Origin of the sequence: Microbacterium sp. NPDC078814 (assembly GCF_040702645.1) — a bacterium.
In the GTDB taxonomy this organism is placed as follows: domain Bacteria; phylum Actinomycetota; class Actinomycetes; order Actinomycetales; family Microbacteriaceae; genus Microbacterium.
This window is the reverse complement of sequence record NZ_JBFBLT010000003.1, coordinates 481,592-505,660: the sequence shown is the minus strand read 5'-3', so window position 1 is coordinate 505,660 and position 24,069 is coordinate 481,592. Positions and strand designations below refer to the sequence as shown.

Below are 24,069 nucleotides of genomic sequence, written 5' to 3'. Positions count from 1 at the left end.
GTAAGGACGATCGCAAACGGGCGACGGGCCCCGCGCCGCGGAGGCGACGCGGGGCCGGGTGCCGATCAGAGCGTGGCGAGGATCTCCTTCATCTCCGCGATCTCGGCGGTCTGCGCATCGACGATGTCCTGCGCGAGGGCGACGGCGTCGGCGTTCTCGCCGTCCGCCACCTCCGCCTCGGCCATCGCGACCGCGCCCTCGTGGTGCGCGATCATCTGCTCCAGGAACAGCCGGGACGCCTCCGGACCCGCGGCGTCCTCGAGCGCGGCGAGGTCGTCGTCGCTCATCATGCCGTCGCCGTGGTCCATCGCGGCCGGGTCACCCGCCTCGGCACCCCAGTCGTCGAGCCAGCCCTGCATCTTCTCGATCTCCGGACCCTGAGCGGCCGTGATCCGCTCCGCGAGGTCGGCGACCCGGGGGTCGACGTCGTCCTTCGCGAGCACGATGTCCGACATCTCGACGGCCTGCTCGTGATGGACGATCATCATGGACGCGAACATCGCATCGGCCTCGTTCGCGCCGGCCAGCGGAGCGTCCGAGGTGGAGTGCCCCATGCCGGAGTGGTCGGCCGGCCCCGCGGGTGCCGTCGAGGCGCATCCCGCGAGCGCGAGGGTTCCCGCCAGGACGAGGACAGCGGCGGCAGTGGTTCGATTGGTCATTTCTCTCTCATCTCTGTCTGTCGGAAGGGCGTCCGCGGTCGCGGCGCCCGGGCGCATCGGCGCCGATCAGGTCCGACTGATGCAGAGGACGTGGAGTGAGGGAGGACGAAGCGGGGCGGCGGCCGCGTCCACGGGCGAGCGGAGAGCGCGGAGCAGAGGTCCGGTCAGGAGAGCGCGAGAGGGGCGCAGCAGCAGGAGGAGTCCGCCGAGCAGGGCGAGGACGCAGGCCGCCCCGCCGTCGTGCGCAGGGTCATCCGGGACGACGGCCTCATCCGCTCCGCCCGCCTCATGCGCTGCCGACGCCGCAGGGTGCGCGGGGGCCGCGTGCCCCGCGACGGCATGCGCCCCCGGGGTGCCGTGGGTGTCGAGGGCGTGCATGCCGAGGAGGCCGAGGAGGACGCCGCCCACGAGGAGGACGGCGAGCAGCGCCCCCTGGAGCACGCGACGACCGACCATGTGCTCATGGTACCCCGTGGGGGTATGTCCACCGGCATGCCGGCTCAGCGGGCGACGCCGGCGCGCCGCAGCAGCCGGCGGACGGCGAGCACGACACCCGCCACCGCGAGCTCCCCCACCACCCGGCCCAGCAGCGTGGCGACGAGCACCGGCGGAACGAGGTGCTCGGGCGAGAACACCGGGAGGGCGACGACGAAGAGCACCGCACCGGTCACGGCGCCGGCGAGCAGGACCCGGGCCGGGCGGACGGGGGCGTCGCGCCGGAACGGCAGCGCCAGGTCGAGGACCACGCCGCCGAGGACGAGCGGCACGACGCCGAGCAGCCCGATGGGCGACACCGCGACCGTCAGCACGCCGGTCACGAAGGCGGCCAGTGTCGCCATCCCCGGCACGCGGGTGACGACGCGCGCGAGGAACGGCAGCGCGGTGTGGACGCCCGCGACCACCGCGTACGCGGGAGGGGACGTGGCGGCCAGCACGCTCGTGATCGGCACGACGGCCAGGAAGACGAGGGCCTGGACCGCGCCGAGCGCGGCGCTCACGAGGAGGGCGCTGGTCGGCACGCGGCGGGAGGACACGGGGACTGTCGGACCACTCACCCCTCCGAGCCTAGAACCGCGGGCGGGTTGGATATCGTAGGGGTGGGGATGCGTACCTGGGGAGGGACGATGCCGGCTTTCGGCGCGCAAGGGGACAAGAGGTTGCCGCGGGTTTCCGCGCACGTCATCGGACGTCCGCGGGTGAACGCCGCGCTGGACGAGGGAGCTCCGCTCACACTGCTGCGCGGAGCCGCGGGCTCCGGGAAGACCACCGCCCTCGTGGGCTGGGCTTTCACCTCCCCCGACCGCGTCGTGTGGCTCACGGCCACGCCCGCCCTGGCGACGAGCGCGGCCCTCGCCGCCGCCCTGCTGCGGGTGCTGCGCGGCGCGGGCGAGGCCGTCGGCGGCCGTCATCCCGCCTCGGAAACGGGGGAGGGGTGGCCTGCCGTCGCCCAGTACCTGTGCGATCACGAGGAGCCTCTCGTCCTCGTGCTCGACGACGCCGCCGCGCTCGACCGGGATGCGGTCTTCGACCTGTGCCGCACGGTCGCCGTCCCGCCGCACGTCCGCCTGATCGTCGCCACGAACCGCCCCAGCCCTTTCGACAGCGACGGCATCGGCCTCGTGATCGACGCCGCGCTGATCTCTCCGGAGGACCTCGCTTTCGACACGGACGAGATCCGCCGCGCGCTCGACGTCGATGAGGACACCGCCGTCGCCGTGCGGGAGGCGACCGAGGGGTTCGCGGCGGTCATCCGCGCCGTCGCCCTCCGCGGACGTGTCCCCGACGGCACGACGATCGTGGAGGTCGCGACCGCGGCGGTCGACGACTACCTCCGCAGCCGCATGGAGGAGGGCACGTTCGGTGCCGGCGTCCTCGAGGGCCTGATCCGGATCAGCATCACGGACACCGTCGATCTGTCGTTGGCGCAGGCTCTCAGCAGTGATCCGGACATCGGCGCCGCCCTCGACGAGGCCGAGGCGTTCGGCTTCGGGCGGTGGTCGACGGAATCCGGGCGCCGGACCTTCACGATCGCCGCGCCGGCTCGCGCCCTTCTGCGCCGCGACCTCCTGGAGCGCTTCCCGGCCGAGATCCGCCTGCTCCGACGCCTCGCGATCGAGGGTGCGCTGCGGCGCGACGCCCCCTTCGAGGGGCTCCGCCTGGCGATGGAGGAGGACGACCTCCACCTCGCCGCCCACGTCATCATGTCGGGGTGGAGCCACCTTCTGGATCACGACGGTCGCCGGGTCGTGGCGCTGCTGGGCGACCTGCCCCTCGCTCGGCTCAAGCAGGAGCCGCTGGTGGCGATGCTGCTGGGCATCTGCCTCAACGCCAACCGACTCCGACGCGTGCGCGGCCTGCAGCTGCTGCGGATGGCGATCTCCGCCGCGAACGCCCGGCGGAGCGCCCTCTCGCCGACGGAGCGCCTGTTCATCTGGACCGCGGAGAGCGCGGCGCTGCGGGTGGTCGGGATGCCCGAGCGGGCCGGGCAGGTCGCGGCCCGCGCGCTCGCGCTGTACACGGAGACCTCGGAGTCGCAGTGGGAGCAGTACGCGATCGAGATGCCGCTGCTCTGCACGCACCTCGGGATCTCGCTGTACTACGGCGGTCGCCGGGAGCAGGCCCTCCGCCTCTTCGCTGAGGCCGCCGCCCTCGCCGCGTCCCAGGGCACGGGCAACGCCTTCCACGCCGTGAGCCTGCTCAGCGGGATCCACGCCCTCAACGGCGACCTCCCGGAGGCGCGGCACTACGTCGAGATCATCCGGGACGGCTCGTGGGACCCCGCGCTGCTGGACGGGTACCGCGGCACGTTCTACCGCGTCGCGGAGGCGATGCTCGCGGTCGAGGAGGGCGACCTCGCTGCGGCCAAGCAGCACGTGCGCGCCTTCCTGCCGCACCGGGCGACGAGCGAGCACTGGACGACGATGGCGGCGGTCGAGGCGTGGATCGCGCTGCACGACGGCGAGGCCGCCGGCGGACTGGAGCGGCTGGAGTCGTTCGCCCGGATGCGCGGGCGTGAGGCCGGGTCGACGTCGGCGCGCCAGGCGCTGAGCCGCCCCCGGATCCTGCTGCACCTGGCGCTCGGCGATGTCCGTGCCGCGCGCGGTATCAAGCAGCGCGACGCCGGGACCGACCGCTTCGGCACCCTCCTGGAACGGGCCAGGATCGCCCTGATCGACGGTCGCGCTCCGGATGCGGTGCGGCTGCTCGCCGCGACGCGCCTCGAGCCGACCACCTCCCGCGAGCGCGCGGAGGCCGCCGCGGTGCACAGTGCGGCGCTCCACCGCGTCAGTCCCGCCGCTGCGCAGGCCGTGACCGAGGCGCTGCACGCCCAGCTCGCCGACCGGGACCTGCGCACTCCGCTGGCCCTGCTCGGTGCCGAGGACTTCGCCGCCATCCGGGCCGACCTCGCTCCGGTCGGCGACCCGCCGCTCCCCACCCGCTCGGCGCTGCCGTCGTTCGCGGCGCGCCCGAAGCTCTCCTCGCGGGAGCAGGTGGTGCTGCACGCACTCACCACGGGGGCGCCGCTCCCCGAGATCGCCGCGGAGCTGCGGATCTCGCCGAACACCCTGAAGACGCAGCTCCGCAGCATCTACCGCAAGCTCGACGTGGCCAACCGCACGGAGGCGCTCGAACAAGCCGCCCGGCACGGACTCCTCCCGGGATGATGAAGGCCCCGCCCGTCGGAGACGACGGGCGGGGCCTTCTTCGGGAAACCGCTAGCTCTGCATGCGGCGACGTCGCACCAGCAGCAGCACCGCGCCGCCGATCAGCAGGGCGATCGCGAGGCCGAGGATCCACGGCGCCAGCTGTCCGCCGGTGAGGGCGAGCGGCGTCAGCACCCGGTTCTCGGTCGTGCTCGTCGGCGGGGTGATCGTCTCCCCGCCCGGCGGCGTGGCCGAGGCGGTGGCCACGTTCCGCAGCGTCGCCCCCGCCGCGTCGGCGTGCACGGTCACCGCGTAGGTGATCACGACGCGCTCTCCTTCGGCGAGGCTGCCCGTCCAGCGCAGCGTCGTGCCGTCGATCGTCGGCGCGGCCACCACACGGTCACCCACCGTGGCGGTCGCCGTGCCGCGGAGGTCGGCATGCCGCAGCACTCCGGTCAGGTCGTCCGTGACGACGACCTCGTCCAGACCCGTCTCGCCGGTGTTGGTGCCGGTGAGCGTGTACGTCACGACGCTGCCCGTCGCGACGGCGGAGCCGGACGCGGGGTCGGACGACTTGACGAACGTGAAGCCCGGGGTGCCGACGGGGTTCTCCGTCGTCACCGGCGGCGGGGTCAGCTCGGCGCCGCCGGGAGGCGTGGCCGTGCCCTCGACGGTGTTCGCGATGATCGCACCGCCCGCGTCGCCGTGCACGGTCACCGAGTAGGTGATCGTGACACGCTGGCCGACCGCGAGGTCACCGGCCCAGGTGAGCTCGTCGTCCGCGACGACGGGCTCAGGCGCGGTGCCGTCGCTCAGGGTCGCCGTCGCGTCGCCGTTGTAGGCGGCGTGGGCGAGCACGCCCGACAGGTCGTCGAGGATGCGGACCGGAGTCAGCGCCGTCTCCCCCGTGTTCACGCCGGTCACCGTGTAGGTGACGACGCTGCCCGGGTCGACCCGGGTGCCGGACGCGGGATCGGCGGACTTGCGCAGCTCGAAGCCGGGCTTGTTCACGGGATTCTCGGTCGTCGCCGGCGGCGTCTCGATCGGCGGCACCCCACCCGGCGGGGTCGCCGAGCCGGAGGCCGAGTTCTCGAGGACGGCGCCGCCGGCCTCGGCGCGCACGGTCACCGAGTACGTGATCGTGACGCTCTCGCCGACCTGCAGCGCACCCGTCCAGGACAGCCGGTCCGCGGCCACCGTCGGCGCGGTCGTCGCCGTGCCGCCGATCGTCGCGGTCGCGTCGTCGTTGTACTCCGCGTGCGCCAGGACACCGGAGAGGTCGTCGGCGATGGTGACGGGGTCGAGAGCCGTCTCGCCCGTGTTCACACCGGTCACCGTGTAGGTGAGGACGGTGCCCGGGTCGACCGCCGTGCCCGCAGCCGGGTCGACGCTCTTCGAGACGGAGAATCCGGGCTCGTTGACCGGGTTGGTCGTGACACCGGGCGGCGGCGTGATCGTCGATCCTCCCGGCGGGGTCGCCGTCGCGGACGCCGCGTTCTCGATCACGGTGCCGACGCCGTCGGCGCTCACGGTCACGGAGTAGGTGACGGTCACGGTCTGGCCGACTGCGAGCGCTCCCGTCCACGACAGCTCGGTGCCGTCCAGGGTCGCGGGAGCCGCAGAAGCACCTGCGATGCTCGCCACGGCGTCCGCGTTGAACGTCGCGTACGGCAGCACACCGGACAGGTCGTCGGTGATCGTCACCGGGTCGAGCACCGTCTGGCCCGTGTTGGCCGCGGTCAGCGTGTAGGTGAGCACGTCACCCGGGTCGACAGCGGTACCGGCGGCGGGGTCGACGGTCTTGGCGAACGTGAAGCCGGGCTCGTTCACGGGGTGCTCCGTGCTCGACGGCGGCGGCGTGATCGGCGTGCCGGGAGTCGTGGGACTCTCGGGGTCGCTCGGGTCGGCGGGGATCAGCGGGGTCGCCTCTCCGGTGGCCGTGTTCGCGATGGTCTCGCCGCCGGCGGTGGCGTCGACGGTCACCGAGTAGGTGATCACGACGTCCTGGCCGGGGCGCAGCACGCCGTTCCACGAGAGGGAGCCGTCGGCCACGCGGACGTCGCCGCGGGTGGCGGACACGTCGTCGTTGTAGGACGCGTGGGCCAGCGCCGGGCGCAGGTCGTCGCCGATCTCGACCGGGTCGAGGACGGTGTCGCCCGTGTTGCGGCCGGTCACGGTGTACGTGATCACGCTGCCGGGGTCGACGCGCGTGCCCGTCTCCGGGTCGGCCGTCTTGGTGACGGTGAACCCGGGTGTCGCGACGGGGTGCTCCGTCGTCGCCGGCGGGGTCTCGACCGGGGTGCCCGGCGTGGTCGGGCTCTCCGGGTCGGTCGGGTCGGTCGGGATCAGCGGGGTGCCCTCACCGGACACCGTGTTGCGGAGCAGCACGCCGGTCGCATCCTCGTCCACCGTCACCGTGTAGGTGATGTCGACGCGGTCGCCGGGAGCGAGCGTCCCGGTCCAGGTGAGCGTGGTGCCGGAGAGCGCGACGGATCCGGACGAGGCCTTCGCGTCGCCGCCGTACTCCGCGTTCGCGAGGACGGCCGAGAGGTCGTCGACGATGGTCGCAGGGTCGAGGACCGTGTTGCCGGTGTTGACGCCCGAGACCGTGTAGGTGAGGGTGTCGCCCGCGCGGACGGCGGTGCCGGATACCGGGTCGGCCGACTTCGAGACCTCGAAGCCCGTGTCGACGACCGGGTGCTCCGTCTCCGCCGCCGGCGGGACGATCGGGGTCCCCGGGGTCTTCGCCCCGGAGGGGTCGGCGGGGTCGACCGGGATCTGCGGCGTGGCCGATCCGGTGACGACGTTGTGCAGCAGGGCCTTCTCGACACCCGCGTCCACCGTCACCGTGTAGCGGATCGTGACCGATTCCCCGCGCGGGATGGCCCCGGTCCAGGTGAGGGTGGCGTCGGCGACCCGCACGGAGCCGCGGTCGGCCGTGACGTCGTCGTTGTAGCCGGCGGAGCCGAGCACGCCCGAGAGGTCGTCGACGATCTCCGCGGGATCGAGGTCGGTGTCGCCCGTGTTGGTGCCGGTGATCGTGTAGGTGATCGTGTCGCCCGCCGACACGGCCGTGCCGGAGGCGGGGTCGGCCGACTTCGAGATCGTGAAGCCGGAGCCGATCACGGGGTGCTCGGTGGTGACCGTCGGCGGGACGATCGGCTCACCGGGAACCTGCGGCCCGGTCGGGTCGCCCGGGTTCGGGGTGGTCGGGGTGCCCGATCCGGTCACGCTGTTGCGCAGGATCTCGCCGGAGGTGTCATCGCCCACGGTCACCGAGTACGTGATCGTCACGGTCTGTCCGGGCTGGAGCGTTCCGGTCCAGGCGAGGTCGTTCCCGGTCAGGGTCGCACCGCCCGTGGTCACGGTCGTGCCGCCGACCGTGGTCGTGATGTCGTCGTTGAACGCGGCGTTCGCGAGCACGCCGGAGAGGTCGTCGGTGACGGTCACCGGGTCGAGGACGGTCGCGCCGGTGTTCGTGCCGGTGACGGTGTACTCGATGGTCTGGCCCGGCTCCACCACGGTGCCTGCGGCGGGATCGGAGGTCTTCGCGACCTCGAAGCCGGCGACCGGGTGCTCGGTGGTGACGGCCGGAGGGGTCGTCGGGGGCAGGCCCCCGGGTGGGGTGCCGGATGCGGTGACGCGGTTGGCGATGCGCTCGCCCTCCACGCCCTCGTCGACGACGACGGAGTAGGTGATCGTGAGCACCTGCCCGGGCTCGAGGGCGCCGGTCCAGGCCAGGTCGTCGCCCGTGACGGTGGCGGCGCCGGACGACACCGGGTCACCGTCGATCGCCGTCGCCACGTCGCCCTGGTACTCGGCGAACGCGCGCACGCCGGACAGGTCGTCGGTCACGGTGACCGGGTCGAGGCGGGTGTTGCCGGTGTTCTCGGCCTGCACCGTGTAGGTCAGTCGCTGGCCGGCCTGCACCGCAGTGCCGTCGGCGGGGTCGGAGGTCTTGCGGAGAGCGAGGTCCGGCGCGAGGCGGACGTTCGTGTAGGTGCAGGTGACGTCGGTGCCGAGCGGCCCGGCCGGCTGGGTGACCTGCCCGTCCGCGGTGACGGCCACCGGGGTGGTCGAGCCGTCTGCGTTCACCTGCCGGCAGACGAGGGAGGCGTCGTACTTCGTGAGGTCGGTCGAGCCCGCCGCCGATTCGGAGAGCCGGAAGGTGTCGCCCTGGTTCGTGAAGACGGGACCGGCGTAGTCCGGCTGCAGACCGGAGCGGTCGCCGCGGGTGACGGCGTCGGTCTGCGCGACCTGGTAGCCGGCCGGCGACTGCACCCGGAGGCCGAACTGATCGGTCGCCGCGTGACGGCCCTCGGGGAGGTCCTTCTTCAGCGTCAGCGTGTTCGGGAACGTGCAGCTCGCCATGTCGGTCGGCGAGAAAGTGCCCAGCTGGGTCGTGTTGACCGTCTCCCCGCGGGGCAGGTCGACCTCGATGATGCGGTTGCCGCCACCGGAGACCGAGACGAAGATGTGGCCGAGGTTTCCGAAGGCGATGCCGTTGCCCTGCACGCCGGCGCCCATGTCGTGCACCTGCTTGGCGTCGATCGTCGCGGTGCTGGGTTCGAGCGTGGCCGGGAGGTCGGAGGAGTAGATGAAGTTGTCGGCGACGAGCACGAGCTGACCGGAGGCGCTGAAGGCCATGTCGCCGTTGGCGCCGAACGCGCTGCTGCCCGTGGTCGGACGGAGGGTTCCGACCTGCGTGTAGGTCTGCGGCGTGACGTTCTCGTTCCACGCGTAGAGGTTGATGGCGCCGTTCACCGTGCCGCTGGCGAAGTAGTAGACGCCCGTCACGGGGTGCACGGCGCCGCGCAGCACCGAGGAGTTCAGCGTGAACGTCGTCTGCGCGGTCGTGTCGGTGACGCGGTCATGCTTGGCGAGCGTCTTGGTACCGGCGGCGTTGGTGACCGTGTAGGCGTACCGCCCGCTCGACGAGAGCCCGAGGGCGTTGTTGGAGTGGTTCGCGCCGAGGTTGATGGAGCTGAGCGTGCCGCCGTCGCCGGGGGCACCGCCCTGCTCGTTCACGGCGAACTCACGCACCTCGGTGGCGCTCTGCACGTACACCGCTCCCGGCGTGCACAGGAACGGCTCCGCCGCGGCGGCCGGTGCGGCGGTCAGCGTCCCGCCGACGACGATCATCGACGACGCGACGAGCGCCGTGCTCACGGCACCGCCGATCAGCCTCTTCGTCCGGCCCCGCCAGCGGCTGTGCCGCTCCGGCGGAAGGCCATCGGACGTGCGGTCCTTGCGGGCAACACGGAATCCCATGACTGCTCTTCCCATTCATCGCGTTCCGGCACGCATCCGCGCACACGGAAGCCCCCGCCCCCTCAGGCGACCGCCGAGCACCCTTTCGGGCAGAGTGGACTCGGTCCGGGCCTCCGCCAGCCTGCCGGTCCGCCGCGGAGCCCTCCGGCCGAAGCGGAGGAATTCACCCCTCGTTTTCACCCCGGGCGCACGCCGGAGGGCGCACCGGGATGCCGATGCGCCCTCCTCTTCTTTCCGCCGAGACCCCGGGTTGTCGTCGACACCCCGGGGTTTCTACGTCTGTCGCCCGGGGTCTCGCCGCGTACCCGGGGTCTCGGCGGAAAAGAGGGATGAGAAAGTTCAGTATTCGGTGTTGCTAAGTACCGGTACTCAGTGTTACTTTGTACCGGTACCCAGCATCACTGAGTACCGAACGGAAGACACAGGAACGAGAGGAGGGGACGATGGGCAAGCAGATGACCGAGATGCTCAAGGGCACCCTGGAGGGCATCGTGCTGGCCCTCCTCGCCGAGCAGCCGGCCTATGGATACGAAATCACCACGCGTTTGCGGGAGCACGGCTTCACCGACACCGCGGAAGGCACCGTCTACGCCCTGCTGGTCAGGATCGAGCAGAAGAAGCTCGTCGACGTCGAGAAGGTGCCGAGCGAGAAGGGCCCGCCCCGCAAGGTGTACACGCTGAACGCGCAGGGCCGACAGGAGCTGGCGGAGTTCTGGACCACCTGGGACTTCCTCCGGACGCACATCGAACGACTCAACACGAACACCACCAACAAGGAGAACTGACATGGCCGCCAAATGGATCGAAGCGCTCACCGGATCGCTCGAGCAGAAGAAGCAGTACAAGCAGGCGAAGGCGCGGATCGAGGCTCTGCCGGAACCGTACCGCACGGTCGCCAACGCCCAGCACCGCTACACGATGTACTACGGGGGGATCACCGACGGGGACACCCTCGTGCAGATCTTCCTCGACCTCGCCGACCTGTGGGAGCGCGCCGCGATCGACGGCACCCCGATCGACGACATCATCGGCGACGACCCCGTGGAGTTCGCCGAGAACTACGCCGAGGCCTACGGCGGCACGCAGTGGGTCGACAAGGAGCGCGCGCGGCTGAACAAGGCGGTCGCGGAGGCGAGGAAGAAGGAGGACGAGTCATGATGACGTCAGCCCTCTCGGTGCACGGCATCGAGAAGTCGTACAAGGATCTGCACGTGCTGCGCGGCGTCGACTTCGAGGTGGAGCGGGGATCGATCTTCGCCCTCCTCGGGTCGAACGGCGCGGGCAAGACCACCATGGTGCGCATCCTCTCCACGCTGCTGAGGGCCGACGCGGGCACCGCGACGGTGCAGGGCATCGACGTCGCGGCGAACCCGGTCGGAGTGCGCGAGCGCATCAGCCTCACCGGACAGTTCGCCGCGGTCGACGAGATCCTCACCGGACGCGAGAACCTCGTGCTGGTCGCGAAGCTGCGGCATCTGCCCGACGCCGGCGCGGTGGCCGATCGGCTCCTCGCGCGCTTCCGGCTCACCGAGGCCGGCGGCCGCAAGGTCGGCACGTACTCCGGCGGGATGCGGCGCCGGCTCGACATCGCGATGAGCCTGGTCGGCGACCCCGAGGTCATCTACCTCGACGAGCCGACCACGGGCCTCGACCCCGAGTCGCGCATCGAGGTGTGGGACGTCGTGAAGGAGCTCGCGGGCGGTGGCACGACCGTGCTGCTCACCACGCAGTATCTCGACGAGGCGGAGCAGCTGGCCGACCGCATCGCGATCCTGCACGAGGGCCGCATCATCGCGAATGACACGCTCGCCGGACTCAAGCGGCTGCTTCCGGCCGCGAAGGTCGAGTACGTCGAGAAGCAGCCCACCCTCGAGGAGATCTTCCTCACCCTCATCGGCCCCTCATCCGGAAAGGAGAAGGCAGCATGACCACGCACTTCGCCGCCGACACGGCGACGCTCACCGGCCGCTCTATGCGGCACATCTTCCGCAGCCCCGACACGATCATCACCACCGCGGTCACCCCGATCGCTCTGATGCTCCTGTTCGTGTACGTCTTCGGCGGCGCGCTCCAGCAGAGCACCGGCGCCGAGAACTACGTGAACTACCTGCTGCCGGGCATCCTGCTCATCGCGATCGCGTCGGGCATCGCCTACACGGCGTTCCGGCTGTTCACCGATATGCAGAGCGGCATCTTCGAGCGGTTCCACTCCATGCCGATCGCCCGGTCGAGCGTGCTGTGGGCCCACGTGCTGACATCTCTCACGGCGAACGCCATCACCCTCGCGATCATTTTCGGGGTCGGGTTCCTCATGGGCTTCCGCACCGGCGCGAGCGTCTGGGCCTGGCTCGGAGTGATCGGCATCCTGATGCTGTTCACACTGGCACTCACGTGGCTGGCGATCATCGCGGGCCTGAACGCCAAGACGGTCGACGGCGCGAGCGCCTTCTCGTATCCGCTGATCTTCCTCCCCTTCATCAGCTCGGCGTTCGTGCCGACCGACACCATGCCGGCACCGGTGCAGTGGTTCGCCGAGAACCAGCCGGTGACCTCGATCGTCAACTCCATCCAGGCGTTGTTCGCGGGGGAGCCGGTCGGGTCCGACATCTGGGTCGCTCTCGCCTGGTGCGTCGGGATCCTCGTAGTCGCCTACGTGTTCGCGATCATCTCGTACCGGAAGAAGGTCAGCTGATCGACGCTCAGCGAGACGGAACGCTCCGACCGGGGACTCTCCCCGGCCGGGGCGTTTCGCCGCGCTCGGCGGCCGTTCGAATCGCCTGAATGGCTCTATCCGTCCCGGATTTGCCGCACAGTGCGCGACTCGAAGTCAGCGGAGGCCGACCGGACCGAGCACCACGCGGCGACTGGTCCGGACCCAGACGGCGCCGTCGGCACGGTGCTCGGCGCGGGTCGTGAAGCGGTAGCGGTACGTCACGGCGCGCACCCACCGCGGCCGCTCGCCGTGGAAGGGGTCCACGCGCAGCATCCGCAGCGTCGGGGCATCCGCCTCCAGCAGCCGCACGAGGAACACGGAGAACCAGTCGTCCAGCGAGTGCCCGAGCGGCAGGAACCACATCAGCCAGTCCAGCCGCAGGTGATACGGGGCGAACTGCCGCGGGATCCGCCGCACGTCCCCGGGCTTCCCGCGGAACTCGTACTCGCGCCAGTGCCGGCCCTCCTCATCGTCCGACCCCTCCACGACGATCTCGATCCGCTCCCGCGTGACCGTGCCGAAGGCTCCGTAGGCGTTGGCGAGCTGCCAGCGGTGGAAGCTCGCGTTCATGAGCTGTCGTCGCGCGAAGAGGTTGCGCACGGCGGGCACGCTCAGCACGACGAACAGCGCCCCGACCCCCGAGGTCACCACGACCCACCACAGCGGCATGCCGGACACCGTCCACGGCAGCGAGGTCTCCGGCGTCCGCTCCGGAGTCCCGATGCCGGGGAGGCCGATCGCGGAGAACCCGAGCACGATCGTCGCCCAGTTCAGCCACGCGAAGTTCCCGGTGAGCACGAGCCACAGCTGCGTCGCGATCACGATCCCGCCCGCGACGGCACCGACCCACGCGACCCCTTCGACAAGCCCAGGGACCCAGCCACCGCTGTCGGGGAGCCAGAGCGACAGCAGCGGGGCGAAGAGGAAGAACGGCACGACGAGCTGCGCGACGTGGTTCCCGACGACCTCGAGCTTGTGGAACCACCGCGGCAGCAGATGCGCCTGGCGGCTCAGCGGCCCGGGCATCGGCTGGGTCTCGTGGTGGAAGGTCATCGCGGTGAGGTCGCGCCACTCGCGTCCGCCGCGGATCTTGATCATCCCGGCGCCGAACTCCAGCCGGAACAGCAGCCACCAGAACAGCACGATCACCACGGTCGGCGGCGGCTGGTCATTCGAGCCGAGGAAGGCCGCGAGGAACCCCGCCTCCAGCAGCAGCATCTCCCACCCGAACGAGTAGAAGGTCTGCCCGATGCTCACCACCGACATGTAGCCGAACCACAGGGCGAGGAAGGCGAGCATCGGCACCCACGGCGGCCCGAGCTGCGGCACCCCGGCGATGAGCAGGGCGGCGATGACGATCCCCGCCCAGGACAGCGCGACCAGACGCCGGTCGGTGTAGCGAACGCGGGTGAAGAGCGTGGGGTGCAGCAGCTTCCGGCGCTCGCGCTTCTGCGCCACCCAGTCCAGCAGCACGGGCGCGGGCAGGAGTCCGTGCTCACCGAGGAGCGGACGGAACTGGTTGAGCGTCGAGACGAACGCGACGAGGTACAGCGCCGCGATGCCCCGCTGCAGGACCTCGCGGGCGAACCCGAAGTCGACCGCCGCGAACCCGTCCACGGCCACAGGCTACGCCGCGGCCGCCCTCCCGATGAGGGGGTTGCGCGGAGCGGAGATCAGTTCTGCATCGCGATCTGCTGCCCCTTCACGAGCGGGTATGCCGCGAGCTCGGAGCCGTCGAGATCCTCCTTGTGCATGTCCACACCGGTGATCTGGCTGTTCTCGTAGGTCGTGTAGTAGTACACGCCCGTCGCGGTGTTGGCGCATGACGAGTAGATGGTGATCTCGTACTTCTCCTCGTCGCCGACCTGCACGCACCCGCGCTGCTGGGCGACAGCGCCGAGGATCTGGAAGAACTGGCTGATCGACTCCGACTCCGACGTCCCGCACACCGAGTTCATCCGCGTGAACACCGCCTTCACGAACCGCGACGACGACGACAGGTCGCCCGGCAGCCCGATCCCGCCCATGCCGCGACTGTAGAGGTCCATCGGCACGTCCGAGGCGAACGTGTTCTCCGGCTGCCGCTTCGAGAGGTGCTGATAGTCGTTGAGTCGGAAGCTCTGGATGTCGAACGTGGGGTTGTTCGTGAGCACGCCCCACGGGTTGTCGTAGACCTTGAGGCCGCCGCGCACGCTCTCGACCGTGATCGATGCGCTCTTGTCGGCGATGATCCAGTGCAGCGGGGACAGCGGGAACTCCGGGCTGAAGTCGATGTCCACGAGACTCACCGACCGCAGGGCCTCCTTCACCTCGGCCACCGTCTCGAACTGTCCGAGGACCCAGGGGATGAACTCGAACGGCGTGACCTCGGTGTCCCCCGACCCCGGTGCCGGGTAGTGCGCGTTGTCCGGGAAGTTGAGCCCCGCCATGCCGAGCCCCTTCTCGTTGACCGCGTCGTAGTAGAGCGGGTAGCCGTCGGCGATCGTCGCGATCCCGATGATCGCGTGGTGCGTCGGCATCGACGGCAGCCGGTGGAACGGGAACGGGAAGTTCCGCGGTGTGACGGTCACGGTCTCGTTGTACGAGAACTCCAGATCGAGATTCCTCCCGAAGTAGTGGTCGGCGGTCGTGAAGCTCAGTCCTGTGCACATGGTCGTGTCCCCCCATCCGCGGGCCGGTCGACCCGCCGGTTTCGCGCCATGCTTCCACCTTCCGCCCCCGAATGTAAGTGGGTCACCCACGACGAAGGAGGGCCCCCGCTGCGGGAGACCCTCCTTCGAGACGTGCGACGGGAGTCAGCTCGTGACGGTCCAGTCGAACTGGTCGCCGTACTCCTCGAGCCAGGCGTCGACCGCGTCGGCTTCCTTGCCCTCGCCGTACTCGTTGACCACGAGGTCTTCGAGCGCGCCGTACTGCTCGTCGTCGAGCTTGATCTTCTCGATCAGCTCCGCCGCCTCCGGGAACTCGTCCGCGAAGCCCGCGGTGCCCAGGAAGTGCAGGCCCTCGGCCTTGCCCATGGCGCCCTTCGGGTCTTCGAGGTCCTTCACGGGGAAGGCGTCGTTGGCCCAGAACGGACGCCACAGCGTGACGACGATGTCCTCCTTCTTGTCGGTCGCGGTCTTGAGCTCGGTGAGCATCGCCGCGGTCGACGAGGTGACGAGCTCGTACTCGCCGTCGAGGCCGTACTCGGGCATCATCTTCTGGGTCTGGGCGGTCAGGCCCGCACCCGGCTCGATGCCGTAGATCTTGCCGTCGAAGTCGGCGCCCTTGCCCGCGAGGTCCTCGATCGAGGTGAGCTCGGAGTACTCCGGCACCGCGAGGGTCAGCTTGGCGTTCTCGTAGTACGTGCCGAGGTCTTCGATGTCGTCGCCGTACTTGTCCATGTAGGAGGCGTGGGTGAGTTCCGGCCACGCCGACGGGTACATGTCGACATCGCCCTGTGCGAGCCCGGTGTAGAGCGGGCCGGCCTCGGTGAGCGTCTTCATCTCGACCGTGTAGCCGATCTTCTCGAGCTGGTCCTGGAGGAGGTAGGCAGTGCTGAGGCCGTCGGTCCAGGAGGGCAGGAACCCGAGGGTGATGGTGCCCTTGTCCTCGGCACCGTCGCCGCCGCCGCTCGTGCCACCGGCGCCGTCGCCGCTGCATCCGGCGAGGGTGAGCGCTGCGGCAGCCCCGAGGGCGGTGATGGTCAGGATCTTCTTCTTCATGTGACTCTCTCTCTTGCGTTCCGTATGTGATTCAGGAGGTGCGGACGAGGCCGCGGGACAGCTGTGCCGGGATCGAAACCGTGCCGGGATCCGCGCCCCAGCGCCCCATTTCCGTCCCGCACCGGACGAAAAGGGGTGGGGACGGAGACGGGGACGCGGGGGCTCAGGCGCGGGCGAGCTCGGATTCGGTCGAGGCCTCCTCGGCGGGCGCGGAGGCTGCGGACTCCGACGCCACGGGGGCGGAGGGCCGGGACGAACCGCGACCCTTCAGCATGCCGAGGAGCGAGGAGCGGTTCTCACCGGGCGCGCCCAGAGCGGCGGTCACCCGGTCGAGGAACACGGCGATGAGCACGACGCCCAGTCCGGCTTCGACGCCCTTGGGGATGTTGATCGTCGAGATCGCCTCGACGACCATCTTCCCGAGCCCGTCGGCACCGGCCATACCGGCGATGACCGCCATCGACAGGGCGAGCATGATGACCTGGTTGACGCCGGCCATGATGGTCGGCATCGCGAGCGGGAGCTGGATGCCGCGGAGGATCTGCCCCGGCGTCGCTCCGAAGGCGTGTCCGGCCTCGACGGTCTCCGCGTCGACGCCGCGGATGCCCAGCTCGGTCAGGCGCACGCCGGGAGGCAGCGCGAAGATCACGGTGGCGACGAGTCCGGGCACCACACCGATGCCGAAGAACACGATCGCCGGGATCAGGTACACGAATGCCGGCATGGTCTGCATGAAGTCGAGCACCGGCTTCAGCGTCGCGCGCACGGTCGCATTGCGCGCCGACCAGATGCCGAGCGGCACCGCGATCAGCACGGCCACGACGGCGGCGACGAGCACCAGGGCGAGCGTCTGCATCGCCGGCACCCAGAGGTCCATGGCGACGATGAGCCCGAACGACAGGATCGTGCCGATGGCGAGCTGCCACGAGCGCACGAGCCAGGCGATCAGCGCCGCGATCACGATGATCACGGCGAAGTGCGGCGTGAGGAGCAGACGGGTGAGACCGTCGACGAGGAAGCTCACCACGAACGAGACCGCGTCGAGCAGGCCGTCGAGGTTGGCGGTGATCCAGTCGACGCCGGCGGCGACCCAGTCGCCCACGGGGATGCGGAAACCGTCCATCAGCGCACCTCCTCCGCCTGTGCCTCTGAGCCGAAGCCACCCTGTGCCTCTGACCCGAACCCACCCTGGGTCCCTGAGCTCGTCGAAGGGCCGGGCTCGGCCGTCCATCCGTCGTCGAGCACGGCGTCGATCTCGGCCTGGGGCATGGGGGTCATCGGCAGCAGGATCTCCTCGGTCGCTCCGGGCCCGGGACCGAGCGCCGCGAGCAGGGTGACGCGCGGGATCACTCCCGCGAGGCGGCCGTCGGCATCCGTCACCGCAAGGGGCAGCGGCGACTCGACGGCGGGGACGAACAGGTTCATGAGGACGTCGTCCTCGCGCACGCTCTGCAGCACCGGCTTGATGATCGAGTCGAGGCGCGTGGCGCCCTGCCGCACGAGCTTCACGGCGTCGCGGTCGGTGACCACGCCGACGAGCTGGCGGTCCTTGCCGACCACGTAGGTCGCCGACATGTAGGCGTCGCGCATCTGGCGGAGCGCGGTGCGAGGACCGGCCGACTCGGCGACGACGGGGCGCGGACGCTCCATCACGTTGGCGGCGGTGAGCACCCGGGCACGGTCGACGTCCTGCACGAACTGCTCGACGTAGTCGTTCGCCGGGTCCATGAGGATGTCCTCCGGCGTGCCGATCTGCACGATGCGGCCGTCGCGCATGACGGCGATGCGGTCACCGAGGAACATGGCCTCATTGAGGTCGTGCGTGATGAAGACGATGGTCTTCTGGAGCTTCTGCTGCAGCTCCAGAAGCTGCTCCTGCATCTCGCGGCGGATCAGCGGGTCGAGCGCGCTGAAGGCCTCGTCCATGAGCAGGATGTCGCTGTCGGCCGCGAGGGCGCGGGCGATGCCCACGCGCTGCTGCATGCCGCCGGACAGCTCGGACGGCAGCTTGTCGCCCTGACCCTCGAGCCCGACGAGGGCGAGGATCTCCTCGGCCTTGGCCTGGCGCTCGGCCTTGCCGACGCCCTTGAGCTCGAGCGGGTAGGCGACGTTCGCGGCGACCGTGCGATGCGGCAGCAGCGCGAAGTGCTGGAACACCATCGAGATGCGGTCGCGGCGGATCTCCCGCAGGCGGGCGGCCGGAATGCCCGTGATCGGGTCGCCGCCCACGGTGACGGTGCCCGCGGTGATGTCGTGCAGCCCGTTGAGCATGCGGATGATGGTGGACTTGCCCGATCCGGACAGGCCCATGATGACGAAGATCTCACCGCGGTTGACGGTGAAGCTGGCGTCGATGACGGCGGCGGTCCCCGCGTCGGCGACGGCGGCACGGCTCTCCCCTGCCTTCAGCCGGCGGACGGCGGCGCTCGGATTCCTCCCGAACACCTTGTACAGATGGCGCGCTTCGAGTGCTGTTTCGGACACGTTTCCCCTGCGGCTCGGCCTTCGGGTGGCTGAGCCTGCTTCGGTCACGCCCGGGTGATCCTCACGAGGCCGTTCGACGTCTTCGCTGTGGCGGCACAGGCGGCGGATTTCGGATCCGCCGCAGAGGGGATCGACCGTACGCCCACGCCTCTTCGCCGCACAGCTCATCGAAGGAAGGACGTGACCGCGGACTGGTCTATGGGCCGTCAGGCCCGCAGACCAACGTAACGAAATGGCCGGTCAGCGGCAAATCCTGCACTGCGGACGTGCCCGGGTTTCCGGCGCTGACCGGGGGATAGTACGAGCGTCTAGCAATCTCGGCGCACCATGCTCACGGGCGTCGGACGGTGCGCGTCACGGTGAACTTCGGGGTGCGCCGGAGCTGCGCGGTGGGGCCGATGAGCCGGGTCAGCTCGGCCCGGTAGCCGAGGCTCGAGTTGTACACCGTGAACAGCTCCCCGTCCGGTCGGAGCAGGCGCGCGGCGGCCTCGAACAGGCGCGTCGCGGCGCCGGTGTGCACGCTGGCGCCGAGGTGGAACGGCGGATTCAGGAGCACCGTGTCGAAGCTCCCCGCGGCGAGCGCCGAGCCCGCATCATCGTGGGTGACCTCGACCCGATCGGCCACCCCGTTCGCCGACGCGGTGGCGCGGGCGGAGGCGACGGCGGCGGCCGAGCGGTCCGTGGCGACGACCCGGTCCTGCGGGCGAGCACGCGCCCAGGACACGGCGAGCGCTCCCGTCCCGCAGCCGAGGTCGAGCACGCGGCGGCCGGCATCGTTCCCGTCGAGGTCGAGCACATCGAGCAGCGTGCGGGTGCCGATGTCGAGACGGGGTCCGGCGAAGGCGCCGCCGTGGGCCACGAGGACGAGATCGCCGTGCCGCGCCGACACCGGGAACGGCGGGGACTCCGGTACGGGGAGGGGTCCAGCGGCGACGAGCAGCCGCGACTTCCGCTCGGCGCGCTGCGCCTGCACGTGGGCGAAGCTCCGCGCCAGGACGTCGTTCTGACCGAGGGACATGTGCTTCACGCGGCCTCCCGCGACGAGCACCACCTCCGGGGCGGCCCAGCGGGCCACGGCGTCGGCGATCTCCTCGAGTTCGGCGAGGGCCTTCGGCAGCTGCAGCAGCACCAGTCTCGCTCCGGCGAGCAGATCGGCATCGAGCTCATGCGGCGCGAACCCGCCGATTCCGAGCGCCTCCGCGTTGCGTGCGAGGGCGCGGCGTCCGGTCGAGAGGTCCTGATGCACCCGGACACCGGAGCGCCCGGCCGCCGTGAGCGCCAGCGTGATCGCGCCGTACTCGTCACCGATCACGACCGTCTCCGCCCCTGGCACGTCGAGCGCGAGTGCGCGCTCCACGAGCAGGAGGTCGGTCGCATCGTGGGCCTGGAGGTTGTCCGCCTCGACGTCGGGCCAGCGACGCAGGCGGCTGTAGGGGAACTCCGGCACCAGCCCACTGTACGCGGCCCGCCCCACCCCCCTCCCCGTGCACAACTTCGGAGCTGACGGCCGACACGCCGCCGGAACCGACCGACGGGCGGCATGTCGACGGAGATCTCCGAAGCTGTGCCCGCCCACATCCCGAGGGGTTGACACCGTGGCCGGTTCCGTGGTTACTTAGTCAAGTAAGTAACCCAGCAACCACGGAGGACTCGTGATCGAAGAAGGCAAGCCGCTCTTCCTCCAGATCGCCGAGCAGATCGAGGACTCCATCCTCGACGGCTCACTGGCCGAGGAGGCGCAGGCCCCTTCGACGAACGAGCTCGCCGCGTTCTACCGCATCAACCCCGCCACCGCCGCGAAGGGAGTCGCCATGCTCACCGACAAGGGAGTGCTCCACAAGCGCCGAGGCATCGGCATGTTCGTCTCGGAAGGCGCCAGGGAGCTGCTCCTCGGCGAGCGCCGCGCGGCCTTCGCCGACCGCTACATCGACCCGCTCCTCGCGGAGGCCCGCACGCTGGGCCTCGGCGCGGAAGACCTCGCGGACCTGCTCCGGCAGCGCGCCGCATCCGCCCCCACCCCAGAAGGGAAGAACCCCGCATGACCGCCGTCATCGAGGTGCAGAACCTCACCAAGCGCTACAAGGAGAAGCGGGCGCTCGACAACGTGTCGCTCGCTCTCGAGGGAGGCTCGATCTACGGGCTCCTCGGCCGCAACGGCGCCGGGAAGACGACACTCATGTCGATCCTCACGGCCCAGAACTTCGAATCCTCCGGCACCGTGAAGGTGTTCGGCGAGCACCCGTACGAGAACGCCCATGTGCTCGGCCGGATCTGCTTCGTGCGGGAGAGCCAGAAGTATCCGGACGATGCGACCCCGCGGCACGCGTTCGCCGCCGCCCGCCTGTTCTTCCCGCACTGGGACCAGGCCCTCGCGGACGAGCTCATCGCGGAGTTCCAGCTGCCGATGAAGCAGACCATCAAGAAGCTCTCCCGCGGGCAGCTCTCCGCGGTCGGCGTCATCATCGGCCTGGCCTCCCGCGCCGAGATCACGTTCTTCGACGAGCCGTACCTCGGGCTCGACGCGGTCGCCCGGCAGATCTTCTACGACCGTCTCGTGGAGGACTACGCGGAGCACCCGCGCACGATCATCCTCTCCTCGCACCTGATCGACGAGGTCGCGAACCTCATCGAGAAGGTCATCGTGATCGACAACGGCCAGATCCTCCTCAACGAGGACACGGATGCCGTCCGCGACCGCGCCGTGACCGTCGTCGGGGATGCCGCGAAGGTCGACGCCTGGGTCGGCGATCGCGAGGTGCTGCACCGCGACGAGCTCGGTCGCGTCGCCTCCGTCACCGTGCTCGGCGCCCTCACCGCCGACGATCGCGCGGAGGTGCGGGCCGCCGGCCTCGACCTCGCCCCCGTCTCCCTGCAGCAGCTCATCGTCCGCCTCACCCAGAAGGCCGAGACCCGCTCCGGCACCAGAGCCGACGCCACCACGGAAGGAGTCCGCTGATGCGACGCACACTCAACGTCATCCGCCTGCAGCTCATCAACCGGCAGACCTTCGTCTGGGTGCCGTTGATCATCCTCGCCTCGGCCGTGGTGATCTCGGTCCTCATCTACGCGATGATCCCCGGCGACGCCCCCAAGTACGGCGGAGGCGGCCAGGCACCGCTGTGGTACTTCTTCGCGATCGGGCTGTCGGCCATGACGCTGACCTTCCCGTTCTCGCAGGCCATGAGCGTCACCCGGCGCGAGTTCTTCATCGGAACGCTGCTGACCGCAATCCTCGGCAGCGCGCTGCTCGGGATCCTCTTCCTCCTGGGCGGCGCGATCGAGCTGGCCACGAACGGGTACGGCGTGAACGGCTGGGTGTTCCACCTGCCGTGGCTGTGGGAGGCCGGCCCGCTCGGCGCCTTCGTCGTCTACTTCACGCTCGCGCTGTTCTTCTTCGTGGTCGGGTTCACCGGCGCGACGATCTACAAGAGCTGGGGCCCGATGGTGCTCACCATCGTCGGCGTCGCCCTGGCGCTCCTCCTCGTGGGGGTCGTGTTCCTCGTGACACGGCTCGAGCTGTGGGGCGACGTGTGGCTCGGCATCCTCGACCTCGGGGCCGTGGGCCTCGCCCTCTGGGGGCTCGTGGTCGTCGCCGTCCTCAGCGTCGTCTCCTTCCTCGCGTTCCGTCGGGCCACGCCCTGACGCGACGACCGGAATCCGCGGATGCCGCGGCCGCGCACCCCGCGCGGTCGCGGCATCCGCGTTCGGCCGCCCTCTACCCGGCGACCCGAGCCGGGGCAACCCGGTGGCCGCACGCCGCCTGCGGGCCCTATCCTCGCCGGACAGGACCACCCGACCGCCGCGAGGAGAGGATGACGTGACTCCCGACCTCTCGCGCCTGCGCGTCCGCGAACGCCGCTCGTACCTCGCCCGCACCCTCCGCGAGGCCGTCCGCCCCGCGCGCCTGCTCCTCGTGGCCAAGACAGCACTCGCCGTCGGGCTCGCGTGGACGATCGCGCCGCACATGCCGGGGGTCACCGACGAGTACCCGTATTACGCACCCTTGGGCGCGCTCGTGAGCATGTACCCCACGCTCATGGGATCCATGCGGTCGAGCCTGCAGACCCTGTTCGGTCTGGCCACCGGCATCGGTCTGGCCGCGCTGATCGTGCTCACGGTCGGGCCGACGTGGTGGACGATCCCCCTCGTGGTCGGCCTCGGCGTCCTCGTCTCCGGCACCGGCTGGTTCGGCGTCGGCAAGGAGTACGTCCCGATGGCGGCGCTGTTCGTGCTCATCATCGGCGGTCAGAACGCGGACGACTACTCCCTCGGCTACCTCGCCCAGATGGGGGTCGGGATCGTCATCGGTCTGGTGGTGAACCTCCTCTTCGCCCCCGCCCCGCTCATCGGATCGGCCGAGGCGCGGGTGGAGGAGTTCCGACGACAGCTCGCCGGGCGCCTCCACGACATCGGCTCCGCGGTCTCGGAGTCCTGGCCGCCGGAGACCGCACAGTGGGCCGACGATGCCGCAGCGCTCGCCGAGACCACCGCCGACCTCCGTGCCGCCCTGGCCGAGGCCGACGAGAGCGTCCGCTACAACCCGCGCGCGCGACGCCGGCATGCGGGCACCGCCCACATCCACGAGCAGCTCTCCACGCTCGACCGCATCGCGCACCTCATCCGGGACATCGCCGACGCGACGGCCGACACGATCTGGGAGCGTCCGGCGGCCATGCCCCTGGATCCGGCGCTGCCCGAGCCGTTGTCGGCGGCCTGCCACGCCGTCGCCGACGTCATCGCGGAGGACGACCCCGCCTCGAGCGCGGCGCATCGCCGCCGCGCGGAGGCCGCGCGGGCGATCCGGCTCCTGCTGGAGAAGGTCGACGACCGCACGTTCGACGTGCGCAGCTCGATGGGACCGGGCGTGCTCACGGCGATGCACCTCCGCCGCATCCTCATCCTCAGCGGCGAGCGCCTCGACGACGAAGACGAGTGAGTCAGATGGTGTCGTCGGCGACGACGATGTCCAGCTGCCAGTGACGGCCCGCGGGGTCGGTGTCGTCGTGCGCGTCGTCGGCGGCGGAGAGCACGTCATCGATCTTGTGCATCACGTCGTCGAACTCGGCCTCGGTCAGTCGGATGGTGCGCTGCACGAACGACGCATGCACCTCGGCGGTGCGACCGGACACGTACTCGGGCGTCCAGGCCACCACCCGGCGCAGCAGGTCGACGTGGTCCTCTGCGAGCGCGGCCACCACCGCATCGCCGAGCGCCTCGTCCGCGACCGGATTCTCCGGACCGCCGACGGTGAGGGCCCCCTTGCGTCCCGTCCACACGCGGTCGCGGCGGTCTCTGGCCTGCTCCGGAGCCTCCTCGATGAGCCCCGCCTCGGCGAGCACCCGCAGGTGGAAGCTGGCGCTGTTGGCCGGCACGTCGAGCGCACCGGCGATGTCCGCGGCGCGCAGGAAACCGCGGCGTGCGATGAGGCGGAGGATCTGGCGGCGCAGCGGGTGCGAGTAGGCCTTGAGCATGGCCGAGGTCATGAAGGCGGCGTCCTCCCGAGAGGTCTTCTCCGCGTCGTCAGCCATTCCCCGATCCTAGTCACGCAAATGCGCACGAACAGTTGCGCAATTATTCTTGCGGAACTATCGTCG

General features: G+C 70.6%; 20 protein-coding genes. 9 read left to right on the top strand and 11 right to left on the bottom strand.

The window, feature by feature from the left end; translation table 11 throughout:
- Positions 1-65: 65 nt before the first annotated feature.
- The 3 genes from AB0300_RS08645 to AB0300_RS08635 form a co-directional block, all read right to left on the bottom strand.
- Positions 66-659: a DUF305 domain-containing protein gene (locus AB0300_RS08645; protein WP_303709621.1), complete on the bottom strand. Its 594-nt coding sequence runs from the start codon at positions 657-659 to the stop codon at positions 66-68.
- A 66-nt stretch (positions 660-725) separates the two neighbouring features.
- The gene (locus AB0300_RS08640) at positions 726-1,115 is read right to left on the bottom strand and encodes a DUF6153 family protein (RefSeq protein WP_366215846.1); all 390 of its coding nucleotides are present in this window, start codon (positions 1,113-1,115) and stop codon (positions 726-728) included.
- A 44-nt stretch (positions 1,116-1,159) separates the two neighbouring features.
- Positions 1,160-1,714: an ECF transporter S component gene (locus tag AB0300_RS08635; protein ID WP_029989525.1), complete on the bottom strand. Its 555-nt coding sequence runs from the start codon at positions 1,712-1,714 to the stop codon at positions 1,160-1,162.
- A 48-nt stretch (positions 1,715-1,762) separates the two neighbouring features.
- Between AB0300_RS08635 and AB0300_RS08630 the strand changes: the two genes are divergently transcribed.
- Entirely contained in the window at positions 1,763-4,324 is a 2,562-nt protein-coding gene (locus AB0300_RS08630) for a LuxR C-terminal-related transcriptional regulator (protein ID WP_366215845.1), read from the top strand.
- Between the two features lie 51 nt (positions 4,325-4,375).
- On the opposite strand, the gene AB0300_RS08625 is transcribed toward AB0300_RS08630, so the two are convergent.
- The gene (locus tag AB0300_RS08625; protein WP_366215844.1) at positions 4,376-9,574 is read right to left on the bottom strand and encodes an isopeptide-forming domain-containing fimbrial protein; all 5,199 of its coding nucleotides are present in this window, start codon (positions 9,572-9,574) and stop codon (positions 4,376-4,378) included.
- A gap of 443 nt (positions 9,575-10,017) precedes the next feature.
- On the opposite strand from AB0300_RS08625, the gene AB0300_RS08620 reads away from it, so the two are divergent.
- From AB0300_RS08620 to AB0300_RS08605, 4 genes are read left to right on the top strand one after another with little or no spacing between them, the layout of a single operon-like run.
- Entirely contained in the window at positions 10,018-10,359 is a 342-nt protein-coding gene (locus AB0300_RS08620) for a PadR family transcriptional regulator (protein ID WP_366215843.1), read from the top strand.
- Between the two features lies 1 nt (position 10,360).
- Positions 10,361-10,732: a DUF1048 domain-containing protein gene (locus AB0300_RS08615; RefSeq protein ID WP_025104172.1), complete on the top strand. Its 372-nt coding sequence runs from the start codon at positions 10,361-10,363 to the stop codon at positions 10,730-10,732.
- Positions 10,729-11,502: an ATP-binding cassette domain-containing protein gene (locus AB0300_RS08610; RefSeq protein WP_366215842.1), complete on the top strand. Its 774-nt coding sequence runs from the start codon at positions 10,729-10,731 to the stop codon at positions 11,500-11,502. The genes AB0300_RS08615 and AB0300_RS08610 overlap by 4 nt, the downstream gene beginning before the upstream one ends.
- Positions 11,499-12,266: an ABC transporter permease gene (locus tag AB0300_RS08605; protein ID WP_101847789.1), complete on the top strand. Its 768-nt coding sequence runs from the start codon at positions 11,499-11,501 to the stop codon at positions 12,264-12,266. The genes AB0300_RS08610 and AB0300_RS08605 overlap by 4 nt, the downstream gene beginning before the upstream one ends.
- A gap of 135 nt (positions 12,267-12,401) precedes the next feature.
- Here the strand turns inward: AB0300_RS08605 and AB0300_RS08600 are convergent, their stop codons facing one another.
- From AB0300_RS08600 to AB0300_RS08575, 6 genes are all read right to left on the bottom strand, one after another.
- A complete protein-coding gene (locus AB0300_RS08600) occupies positions 12,402-13,904 on the bottom strand; it encodes a lipase maturation factor family protein (RefSeq protein ID WP_366215841.1) in 1,503 nt (500 codons plus the stop codon).
- Between the two features lie 56 nt (positions 13,905-13,960).
- The gene (bsh, locus tag AB0300_RS08595; protein WP_315108949.1) at positions 13,961-14,938 is read right to left on the bottom strand and encodes a choloylglycine hydrolase; all 978 of its coding nucleotides are present in this window, start codon (positions 14,936-14,938) and stop codon (positions 13,961-13,963) included.
- 144 nt (positions 14,939-15,082) lie between these two features.
- Positions 15,083-15,991, bottom strand: a complete 909-nt coding sequence (locus AB0300_RS08590) for a glycine betaine ABC transporter substrate-binding protein (protein WP_025104177.1) — start codon at positions 15,989-15,991, stop codon at positions 15,083-15,085.
- Positions 15,992-16,154: 163 nt separating this feature from the next.
- Positions 16,155-17,114 carry a proline/glycine betaine ABC transporter permease gene (locus AB0300_RS08585; RefSeq protein WP_366215840.1) on the bottom strand — a complete coding sequence of 320 codons (960 nt, stop codon included), beginning with the start codon at positions 17,112-17,114 and terminating at the stop codon, positions 16,155-16,157.
- Entirely contained in the window at positions 17,114-18,475 is a 1,362-nt protein-coding gene (locus tag AB0300_RS08580; protein WP_238695662.1) for a glycine betaine/L-proline ABC transporter ATP-binding protein, read from the bottom strand. Before AB0300_RS08580 ends, AB0300_RS08585 begins: the two co-directional genes overlap by 1 nt.
- Positions 18,476-18,806: 331 nt before the next feature.
- Positions 18,807-19,922, bottom strand: coding sequence for a methyltransferase (locus tag AB0300_RS08575; RefSeq protein WP_126894268.1), 1,116 nt, complete (start codon positions 19,920-19,922; stop codon positions 18,807-18,809).
- A gap of 205 nt (positions 19,923-20,127) precedes the next feature.
- On the opposite strand from AB0300_RS08575, the gene AB0300_RS08570 reads away from it, so the two are divergent.
- The 4 genes from AB0300_RS08570 (at position 20,128) to AB0300_RS08555 (ending at position 23,411) form a co-directional block, all read left to right on the top strand.
- Positions 20,128-20,517 carry a GntR family transcriptional regulator gene (locus tag AB0300_RS08570; protein WP_025104181.1) on the top strand — a complete coding sequence of 130 codons (390 nt, stop codon included), beginning with the start codon at positions 20,128-20,130 and terminating at the stop codon, positions 20,515-20,517.
- Entirely contained in the window at positions 20,514-21,431 is a 918-nt protein-coding gene (locus AB0300_RS08565; RefSeq protein ID WP_126894269.1) for an ABC transporter ATP-binding protein, read from the top strand. Before AB0300_RS08570 ends, AB0300_RS08565 begins: the two co-directional genes overlap by 4 nt.
- Positions 21,431-22,117 carry a hypothetical protein gene (locus tag AB0300_RS08560; protein ID WP_071327961.1) on the top strand — a complete coding sequence of 229 codons (687 nt, stop codon included), beginning with the start codon at positions 21,431-21,433 and terminating at the stop codon, positions 22,115-22,117. Before AB0300_RS08565 ends, AB0300_RS08560 begins: the two co-directional genes overlap by 1 nt.
- A 175-nt stretch (positions 22,118-22,292) precedes the next feature.
- Positions 22,293-23,411, top strand: coding sequence for an aromatic acid exporter family protein (locus AB0300_RS08555; protein ID WP_366215839.1), 1,119 nt, complete (start codon positions 22,293-22,295; stop codon positions 23,409-23,411).
- Position 23,412: 1 nt separating this feature from the next.
- Here the strand turns inward: AB0300_RS08555 and AB0300_RS08550 are convergent, their stop codons facing one another.
- Positions 23,413-24,003, bottom strand: a complete 591-nt coding sequence (locus AB0300_RS08550) for a helix-turn-helix domain-containing protein (protein WP_025104185.1) — start codon at positions 24,001-24,003, stop codon at positions 23,413-23,415.
- Positions 24,004-24,069: the final 66 nt, after the last annotated feature.

What these genes read in the sequence shown, in the direction of transcription:
- AB0300_RS08615 (WP_025104172.1), top strand. Translation starts at nt 10,361, where the DNA reads ATGGCCGCCAAATGGATCGAAGCGCTCACCGGATCGCTCGAGCAGAAG.
- AB0300_RS08640 (WP_366215846.1), bottom strand. Translation starts at nt 1,115, where the DNA reads ATGGTCGGTCGTCGCGTGCTCCAGGGGGCGCTGCTCGCCGTCCTCCTC.
- AB0300_RS08625 (WP_366215844.1), bottom strand. Translation starts at nt 9,574, where the DNA reads ATGGGATTCCGTGTTGCCCGCAAGGACCGCACGTCCGATGGCCTTCCG.
- AB0300_RS08565 (WP_126894269.1), top strand. Translation starts at nt 20,514, where the DNA reads ATGACCGCCGTCATCGAGGTGCAGAACCTCACCAAGCGCTACAAGGAG.
- AB0300_RS08560 (WP_071327961.1), top strand. Translation starts at nt 21,431, where the DNA reads ATGCGACGCACACTCAACGTCATCCGCCTGCAGCTCATCAACCGGCAG.
- AB0300_RS08645 (WP_303709621.1), bottom strand. Translation starts at nt 659, where the DNA reads ATGACCAATCGAACCACTGCCGCCGCTGTCCTCGTCCTGGCGGGAACC.
- AB0300_RS08590 (WP_025104177.1), bottom strand. Translation starts at nt 15,991, where the DNA reads ATGAAGAAGAAGATCCTGACCATCACCGCCCTCGGGGCTGCCGCAGCG.
- AB0300_RS08585 (WP_366215840.1), bottom strand. Translation starts at nt 17,114, where the DNA reads ATGGACGGTTTCCGCATCCCCGTGGGCGACTGGGTCGCCGCCGGCGTC.
- AB0300_RS08605 (WP_101847789.1), top strand. Translation starts at nt 11,499, where the DNA reads ATGACCACGCACTTCGCCGCCGACACGGCGACGCTCACCGGCCGCTCT.
- bsh (WP_315108949.1), bottom strand. Translation starts at nt 14,938, where the DNA reads ATGTGCACAGGACTGAGCTTCACGACCGCCGACCACTACTTCGGGAGG.
- AB0300_RS08610 (WP_366215842.1), top strand. Translation starts at nt 10,729, where the DNA reads ATGATGACGTCAGCCCTCTCGGTGCACGGCATCGAGAAGTCGTACAAG.
- AB0300_RS08550 (WP_025104185.1), bottom strand. Translation starts at nt 24,003, where the DNA reads ATGGCTGACGACGCGGAGAAGACCTCTCGGGAGGACGCCGCCTTCATG.
- AB0300_RS08620 (WP_366215843.1), top strand. Translation starts at nt 10,018, where the DNA reads ATGGGCAAGCAGATGACCGAGATGCTCAAGGGCACCCTGGAGGGCATC.
- AB0300_RS08630 (WP_366215845.1), top strand. Translation starts at nt 1,763, where the DNA reads ATGCGTACCTGGGGAGGGACGATGCCGGCTTTCGGCGCGCAAGGGGAC.